Below are 7,471 nucleotides of genomic sequence, written 5' to 3'. Positions count from 1 at the left end.
CTGAACCGGAGGACACCGTAGCTCGTCTGATTAAGGAAAGAAGCTTAGGACGAGCGCAGGGGGACGCGATGAGGGGCGAAACCAGCAACTGGTTGAAACCGATGGTCAAGGCCCTCGATGAACGCGACGACATCGACATCAAACAGTTGATGACACAGGCGACGATGCCGGCAGCGGAAGCGGACGACACATTCCTGGACTCGCTTGCCGAGTCCCTGACGAGAGGCACCTGGCTCAGGGGCTTTGATTGGGTTCGGTTCGGTTGTCTATTGCGCCACGAGTTGGGCTGGGATGACGCCTACCCCGCCTATCCGGATTTTCCGGAGTCCAGAGACAACGCCTGATAGCGGGAGCCTCTGGCGTGCTGCCAGCACCGATTGCGCTACGTACCCCCGGGCGGGTTCAGAAAAAGGCGGCCCGGATTTCTCCGAAACCGCCTCTCACCTGCTAGTTCTCTAGTCGGGGCTGACAGGATTTGAACCGGCGGCCATTGACCCCCAGAAAATGGGGGGAACGCGTTTCCGCAGGTCACCGCAAGTAGGTGCCCATCTGTGGTCGTGCAAGACGCGCGCAGACGCGCAGGTCGTTTCACCATCGCGCATAACGTGGGGTCCCAAGCTGGTCCCCAACATGCTGTCCGATCCGCGCCCGCGCCACAAAGAATCAGCGGCCGGGTTACTCTCGACGACATCGGTGCAGGATCAAATCCGGACGGGGAATCGCTCTCATCTGCATGTCTGCCACACGGCCAGAAGCACGTGCGACTACGAACGGGGAGTCGATTGGACACAAGGCGCATTGCGTGACTTACTGCATCAGCGTAATGCTCGACAAGGGCATTATTTTCGCCTCGGACTCTCGTACGAATGCGGGCGTGGATAACTTCGCCAAATTCTGCAAGATGACGGTATTCGAGCGTCGCGGCAACCGTGTTGTCGTTCTGCTGAGTTCGGGAAACCTGGCCGGAACCCAAGCCGTCATCAGCCTATTGACACAGCGTTGTGCTGACGCTGACGCGGCAACCAATATCTTGGGTGCCCGGACGATGTTCGACGTCGTGAGGCTGGTCTCCGACGCGACGCGCGATATCGAGAAACGCGACGCCGGATACCTAGAAGAGAACGACATCCGCTTCAATGCCTCCTTCATCGTCGGTGGGCAGATCGTCGGCGAGCCGATACGGCTGTTCCGAACCTATGCCGAAGGCAATTTCATCGAAGCGGGGACCGACACGCCCTTCCTTCAGACCGGTGAAACCAAGTACGGAAAACCAATCCTCGACCGCGTAATCACGCAACACACGCCCCTCGCAGACGCCACGAAGTGTGTGCTGGTGTCTTTCGATTCGACCATGCGTAGCAATTTGTCGGTCGGTATGCCGATCGACCTGATTTGCTACGAACGGGACAGCCTCGAGGTGCAGTGGCGGCGGCGATTCGATGAGGGGGACCCCTATTTCACCGCCCTCAGCGACGAGTGGGGCGAAGGTGTGCGGCAGGTGTTTCGCCATTTGCCCGAGTTGCGCTGGTGACGGATTGTCACGACGATGGATGCCTTCATCATCACCTGTGAACACGGCGGCAACCGGATACCTGCGCCCTACCGCCGGCTGTTTCGGGGACAATGGGCGCTGCTGAATTCCCACCGCGGCTATGACCCCGGTTCTTTGGTCTTGGCGAAGGCACTCGCCACTGCCTTCGCGGCGCCGCTGGTGGCTTCAACTGTCAGCCGTCTGGTTATCGATCTCAATCGCTCGATCGGGCACCCACAACTCTTTTCGGCGGTGACCCGCGCCGCGCCGGCGCAAACCCGGGCGCAGATCGTCGACGAGCATTACCGGCCCTATCGCATGCAAGTGGAGCGTCTCGTCAGGCAAGCGGTAGCGCGCGGGCATCGCGTGATCCACATTTCGGCGCACAGCTTTACCGCGGAGCTAGATGGCAGGGTGCGCGGCGCCGATGTAGGTTTGCTCTACCACCCCGGGCGGCGCGGGGAGACCGAAATCTGTGCCCGCTGGAAGGAAACGCTCGTGGCATCTGCTCCGGAACTTCGCGTACGCCGCAATTACCCCTATGCCGGCAAAGGAGACGGGTTGACTTCGCACTTGCGTCTGCGCTTCGCGGAGTGCGACTACGTCGGAATCGAACTGGAAGTCAATCAGGGCATCGTTTTTGCCGCGGGCTGCCGCTGGACGGCGTTGCGGCGCATGCTGATCGATTCGTTTCGCACGGCATCTGCGGCGTGAGCGCGGTGATTCACGTCCTGCGCTAAGGAGCACACACGAGAACCTTTCCACCACTTACGTTGGTGGTCATGCGCGAGCCTCACCTGCCGGATACCGGAGAGAACTAATGCAGATTCACGTCGGCTTCGAAATGATCTACGACTGCCCGCAGCCCACCCCGATAATTTTCAACCTCAACGTCCACTTCACCCGCGTGTCCGATCTGATCGGCCGTGACGACCTGGTGGTCGATCCGCCAGTCCCGATGGCGGCCTATCGTGACGGTTTCGGCAACTGGTGTACCCGCATTGTCGCGCCCGCGGGCCGCACGCGCGTCTGGGCCGATGCGTTCGTCAACGACACTGGACTCCCCGACGTCATTGTTCCTCAGGCACAACAGATTCCCGTGCCGGACCTGCCCGAGGACACCCTTGTCTTCCTGCTCGGGAGCCGGTATTGCGAAACCGATCGGCTATCGGAGACGGGGTGGAATCTCTTTGAGCAGACGCCACCGGGATGGGGCCGCGTTCAGGCAATCTGCGACTACGTTCACCGACATCTCACATTCGGCTACGAGCACGCGCGCATGACACGGACGGCGCTCGAAGCTTTCTACGACCGGACCGGCGTCTGCCGCGATTTCACGCATCTTGCCGTGGCCTTCTGTCGCTGCATGAACATCCCCGCGCGCTACTGCACCGGATACCTCGGCGACATCGGTGTGCCCCCAGTGGACGATCCGATGGATTTCGCTGCTTGGTTCGAGGTGTTCCTCGGCGGGCAATGGCATATCTTCGACGCCCGCAACAACACGCCGCGCATCGGCAGGGTGCTGATCGCGCGTGGCCGCGACGCCGCCGACGTCGCACTCAGCAACACGTTCGGCCCCAACACATTGACGAGCTTCAGGGTATGGGCCGACGAAGTACCCGCCGATTGAGTAACCAGCCATCGACTGCGCGCAGTCTGCCAGGCCGCGGAGCAACAGCTGGCGGCGATACCGCCGCATGCAGCTCGAGAGGCTTCTTATTGTTCAGGTGCGGGCGGTGGCGCCGGCGTGGGAACCTGCGCCGAGCGCCGGACTGCTTGCCCGTCTGCTGGCCGCCGTAGATCGTCGTCAGGATGCCAGCACTTGGCGTCGGCGTTGATGGAAGGTTCCTATCGAACGAAACGATCCCGAATGCTTCCTTGTAGTAAGTGGTCATGAGGTCGGGTCTCCTCTCGGGCAAGCGGCTCAGACGCTCGAACGGGCAGCGTGCCGTCACCTCAGCGCGACGGTCTCGGCGTCGGCATATAGCCGCTTGTCGATCCGGGCGCGGCCCTTCGTGCCATGAGGTCGCGGCAACGCGTCTGCATCTCTTCGACCGCGTCCGCGGGGATGGGGTAAAAATCGACGCTGTAAAGCACGTCGGTCCCGATGCCGGTCGAGCCGGGGCAGTCGACCCACCTCTCGGTGTCAGGGCTCCAGAATTTCGCGTCGGCGTTGATGTCGTGGTGCGGGTCGGTCTGAAACGAGACGACCCCGAAGAAACCTTCCGTGTAGTAGGTGGTCATTGGACTCCTCTCGACGAGCAAACGGCACGGCGGGCCCTGCTGATGATCGGAATTTCGAGGATCACAGCGGGCGTGGTCGCCGCTGACCTGCGGTTCTATCCTAGCAGGTGACCAGGGTCAGACCTCCTATACAGGTTGCGGTAGAGGAGGATCTCTGGCTGATCGGCAAATTTGTACACGAATCGCTTGAATTGGCCGCGTCCGCGTTCACCGCGCAAATTCGGGGTGCGCCGCTAACGACTATGAGGTCGCTTTTGGCGTGGTCGAGAGCTCACCGGGGGTTGGCGTCGCGACGATGGGGTGGTCCCGGACTGGTCCCCCGCGATGAGCGATAGAACTCAATGCCGCAGATCGCAGCACTTGACGATCGGACAAGTGCGCCACAGCCAGTCGCAGAGCTGGGTCCTGTAGTCCCCAGCGATGCGAAGCTGAACTATGGTCGAGGTATCGCGGGCGCATCACCGCAGTTCAAGGCCTGCGTTTCTGTGTCGGGCTGACCGGATTTGAACCGGTCAGTTGCCGAATACCGGGGCAGTGACCGGTCGAGGCGGTTTGCGTAGCCGACTACATCCCGAAGTACTCGTGGACTTGGCGGATCGCTATCGATCCCTCGCCGACCGCGGAGGCCACCCGTTTGACCGAGCCGCTACGCACGTCCCCCACCGCGAACACACCGGGTTGGCTGGTTTCCAGCATCATCGGCTGGCGCTGGGTGCTGCGCCGGGCACCGTCGGCGTCCGAGTACAGCGCTGCCGGGCCGGTCGGCACGAAGCCGCGGTCGTCGAGTTCGATGGCTCCGGCGAGCCATGAGGTATTGGGATCCGCGCCGATGAAGACGAACAGGGCGCGGGTCTGGATCGAGTGCCGCTCGCCGGTTCGTTTGTCCTCGGTCACCACCGCGCTGAGTGCACCGTTTCCGTGTACCTCCCGGATCTCGGTGCACGACCGGACAGTCACTCTGGGGTGCCGGTTGATCTGGTCGACGAGATATCGGGACATGCTCTTGTTCAGGTCGTCGCCCCGGATCACCAAGTACACCCGGGAAACCCGCCCGGCGAGGAAGATCGCCGCCTGGCCGGCGGAGTTACCACCGCCGACGATGACGACCGGCCCCGTTCCGCACATCAACGCTTCTTGAAAGGTGGCGGCGTAGTACACGCCGTTGCCTGCGAATGAGTCGATTCCCGGGACGGCGAGCCTTCGATACCTGGCTCCCGTGGCCAGCACCACGGCCCTGGCCGCCACCGACCCACCGTCCGCGAGCGTTAGCCGGTGCTGGCCGCCGCCGGATTCCAGCTGAGTGATCTCCGCGGAGACGATGATCCGCGCTCCGAACTTGCCGGCCTGCAGCACTGCCCGTTCGGAAAGGTCGGCTCCTGAGATTCCGCCGGGGAATCCGAGATAGTTCTCGATCTTCGACGACGTCCCGGCCTGCCCGCCGGTTGCGATCCGCTCCATCGCCGCCGTGGTCAGGCCGTCCGACGCGGCATACACCGCGGCGCCCAGTCCCGCCGGACCGGCGCCCACCACGACGACGTCGCATTCGTCGGGCACCGTATCGGGTACCTGCAGTCCCACCCGGCGCGCCAGCTCGGTGTTGGTCGGGTTACGCAGCACCTCACCGCCCCAGATCACCACCGGGGCGTCTTGGGGCGATACTCCGAACCGCTGCAGCAGCCGTTCGGCGTGCTTGTCACGTTCCAGGTCAATCCATCTGTGCGGCAATCGGTTTCGCGCTGCGAATTCCCGCAACCGGGTGGTGTCCGGCGAATAGCAGGAGCCGATGATCCGGAATCCGGATTCTTCCTGGATGAGCAGCGAGCGGCGTAACAGGTATGCGCGCAGGATGAGGTCACTGAGCACCGGATCGTGGGCGACCAGGGCCCGCACCCGCTCGGTCGGTACCACGAGTACTTCGCCGGGTTCCACCACTTCGGCGGTGTAGAAGGCGGCTTGGCCTTCGAGGTCGCCCAGCTCCCCGAGGAACCGCCCGGGGCCATGTACCCGGATCACGTGCCGATTGCCCGCGTCGTCGGTCGTGGTGACGGCGACTTTGCCGGACAGAATGACGAAGAAGTAGTCGGATCGCTCACCCTCGCGGACAAGCGTTTCGCCCGTGTCGACGGCGCGCCGAGCGCCGCCCGCCTCGAGGGTGCCAATCTGATCGTCGGACAGTCGCGGATACGCGCCGTAGATGTCGGGGGTTTCCGCCATCGACGGCGATTCGCGCCGGTCCATGGCGAGCTCAGACATAGTTCTCATGGACGTAGCACCAGCGCCACTTCTCGCCGGGCTCCATGGACTGCACGATCGGGTGGTCCACAGTGTGCGCGTGCGCTCGGGCATGCCGCATCGGTGACGAGTCGCAGCAGCCGACGTGTCCGCACGTCAGGCACAGCCGCAAGTGGACCCACGGTGTGCCGAGCCGGAGACATTCCTCGCAGCCGTTCGTGCGCGGCCGCACCTGGCGGATCGCCGCCACGTGTGGATCTATATACACGGATGTCATGACCGTACGTCCTTCCCGCTGCCGGTCGACAACGCCTGGTCCAGCCAATTGCGCAGCGCCGCAACGGGAGCGGCGCCCGCTTGCCGCGCCAGTATTTGCCCGTGGTCAAGCAGCAGCAGTGTCGGCACTGCCTGCACAGTGAACCGCTGCGAAATCGCCGGTGCCTTGTCCACGTCGACCTTGACGAGTTTGAGTTGTCCGGCGCGTTCGGTGGCGAGCTGCTCCAGCGCCGGACTCACCATGCGGCACGGTCCACACCAGCTCGCCCACAGGTCGACAAGTACTGGAACCGAGGACTTTTCGGCGACGTCGGCAAAGTCCCCGTCGCCAGCCGCCGCGATCCACGGCAACCACTGGTGACAGTTGGCGCACCGGGGCTTCCCCGCAGCCGCCGCGGGTACCCGGTTGCGTTTTCCGCAGTGCGGGCACGTCACGATGTCAGTTTCCATGGCGCCTCCTCGGTCAGGCCGCCAGGGCCGGTTCCGAATAGTCCACGGCGAGTTCGCCATTCTCAACGGTGATGCGGATCTTGCCACCGCCCGCGATGTCGCCGCGTAGCAACGCCCGGCCGATCTTGGTCTCCACCTCGTGCGCGATATAGCGGCGCAGCGGCCGCGCCCCGTACACCGGATCGTAGCCGTGTTCGGCGATCATCCGGCGGGCGTCCGGGGTGATGTCGAGCTCGATTTGCCTTTCCACCAACCGATCCCGCAGCTCGGCCAGCTGCAGCTCGACGATCCGTTCGAGCTGCGGCATCGACAGCGGGGTGAACAACACGATGTCGTCGACGCGGTTGAGGAACTCGGGCCGGAAGTGTCCGCGCAGCTCGGCCATCACCCGGTCGCGCGCGTCGGGCTTGATCTCGCCGTCCGCGGTGACGCCGTCGAGTAGGTAGTGCGATCCGATGTTGGAGGTCATGATGACCACCGTGTTGCGGAAGTCGACCTGACGTCCCTGGGCATCGGTGAGCCGGCCGTCGTCGAGCACCTGCAGCAGGGTGTTGAACACATCGGCGTGCGCCTTTTCGATCTCGTCGAGCAGCACCACCGAGTAGGGTTTGCGACGCACCGCTTCGGTGAGCTGGCCGCCCTCCTCGTAGCCGACGTATCCCGGTGGCGCACCGACCAACCGGCTCACTGTGTGCCGCTCCTGGTACTCGCTCATGTCAAGCCGGACCGTGTTGT

The 7,471-nt window shown here is 63.6% G+C and carries 9 protein-coding genes; 4 read left to right on the top strand and 5 right to left on the bottom strand.

Annotation, left to right across the window (positions count from 1 at the left end):
- From QOH60_RS20065 to QOH60_RS20050, 4 genes are all read left to right on the top strand, one after another.
- On the top strand, positions 1-344 hold a 344-nt coding region (locus QOH60_RS20065), incomplete at its 5' end, for a hypothetical protein (protein WP_526423623.1).
- Positions 345-802: 458 nt separating this feature from the next.
- Positions 803-1,531: a proteasome-type protease gene (locus tag QOH60_RS20060; RefSeq protein WP_526423622.1), complete on the top strand. Its 729-nt coding sequence runs from the start codon at positions 803-805 to the stop codon at positions 1,529-1,531.
- A gap of 15 nt (positions 1,532-1,546) precedes the next feature.
- On the top strand, positions 1,547-2,245 hold the full coding sequence (locus tag QOH60_RS20055) for an N-formylglutamate amidohydrolase (protein ID WP_526423620.1): 699 nt from the start codon (positions 1,547-1,549) through the stop codon (positions 2,243-2,245).
- A 106-nt stretch (positions 2,246-2,351) separates the two neighbouring features.
- Positions 2,352-3,164 (top strand): transglutaminase-like domain-containing protein, encoded by an 813-nt coding sequence (locus tag QOH60_RS20050; RefSeq protein WP_526423618.1) that lies wholly within the window; start codon positions 2,352-2,354, stop codon positions 3,162-3,164.
- A 326-nt stretch (positions 3,165-3,490) separates the two neighbouring features.
- Here QOH60_RS20050 and QOH60_RS20045 read toward each other — a convergent pair whose 3' ends face one another.
- The 5 genes from QOH60_RS20045 to QOH60_RS20025 form a co-directional block, all read right to left on the bottom strand.
- Positions 3,491-3,778 (bottom strand): hypothetical protein, encoded by a 288-nt coding sequence (locus QOH60_RS20045; protein WP_526423616.1) that lies wholly within the window; start codon positions 3,776-3,778, stop codon positions 3,491-3,493.
- A 564-nt stretch (positions 3,779-4,342) separates the two neighbouring features.
- A complete protein-coding gene (locus tag QOH60_RS20040) occupies positions 4,343-6,031 on the bottom strand; it encodes an FAD-dependent oxidoreductase (RefSeq protein ID WP_526423614.1) in 1,689 nt (562 codons plus the stop codon).
- The gene (locus QOH60_RS20035) at positions 6,024-6,287 is read right to left on the bottom strand and encodes a UBP-type zinc finger domain-containing protein (RefSeq protein WP_526423612.1); all 264 of its coding nucleotides are present in this window, start codon (positions 6,285-6,287) and stop codon (positions 6,024-6,026) included. The genes QOH60_RS20040 and QOH60_RS20035 overlap by 8 nt, the downstream gene beginning before the upstream one ends.
- On the bottom strand, positions 6,284-6,736 hold the full coding sequence (gene trxA, locus QOH60_RS20030; RefSeq protein WP_526423610.1) for a thioredoxin: 453 nt from the start codon (positions 6,734-6,736) through the stop codon (positions 6,284-6,286). Before trxA ends, QOH60_RS20035 begins: the two co-directional genes overlap by 4 nt.
- A gap of 13 nt (positions 6,737-6,749) precedes the next feature.
- On the bottom strand, positions 6,750-7,471 hold a 722-nt coding region (locus tag QOH60_RS20025), incomplete at its 5' end, for an AAA family ATPase (RefSeq protein ID WP_526423608.1).

It is taken from the genome of Mycobacterium sp. (assembly GCF_032159765.1).
Taxonomy (GTDB): Bacteria; Actinomycetota; Actinomycetes; order Mycobacteriales; family Mycobacteriaceae; genus Mycobacterium.
Note: the sequence above shows the minus strand (reverse complement) of the source record. Positions and strands in the feature narration are given on the sequence as shown.